Source organism: Desulfosporosinus metallidurans, assembly GCF_001936615.1.
In the GTDB taxonomy this organism is placed as follows: domain Bacteria; phylum Bacillota; class Desulfitobacteriia; order Desulfitobacteriales; family Desulfitobacteriaceae; genus Desulfosporosinus; species Desulfosporosinus metallidurans.
Genome location: NZ_MLBF01000198.1, coordinates 1 through 474, shown reverse-complemented (window position 1 = coordinate 474; position 474 = coordinate 1). Strand labels below are relative to the sequence as shown.

1 protein-coding gene is annotated in these 474 nt (G+C 64.1%); it reads left to right on the top strand.

The features are described from left to right. Nucleotides 1–46 precede the first annotated feature (46 nt). The coding region (locus tag DSOL_RS26365) for an acyltransferase family protein (protein ID WP_170871639.1) at nucleotides 47–474 on the top strand (428 nt) is incomplete at its 3' end.

Here is a 474-nt window from a genome sequence, read left to right as displayed (position 1 = left end):
GTATGCCCGCGTCCGGCTCCACCCCCAACCGACCAAAGGAATCCCCATGCAGCGCCGCGTCACCCAGATCGAAAGCATCCGGGTCCTGGCCATGTTCGGCATCTTCTTCTACCACCTCTGGACCGTGCTGCCCGCCGGTGGCGCGCAAAATCCCTTTGGCCCCATCCTCGGCGACATCATGAGCCAGGGCTACCTCGGCGTGGTGGTCTTTAACGCCATCACCGGCTTCGTGCTCACCTTGCCCCACGCCAATCCCGGCGGCAAGCCGCCCCTGGCCTACTTCGACTTTTTCCGCCGCCGCTTCGGCCGCATCACCCCGCAATACTATCTCTCCCTGGCCCTGTGGAGCGTGGTGGCGCTACTCGCCGGAGCCATGCCCCTGGCTGCCCTGGGAGCCTGCGTGGCCGAAAAACTCTTTTTTCGTGCAAACCTTCGACCCGACGCGGGTTTTTTCTGCCTCGAACCGGCCTTGTG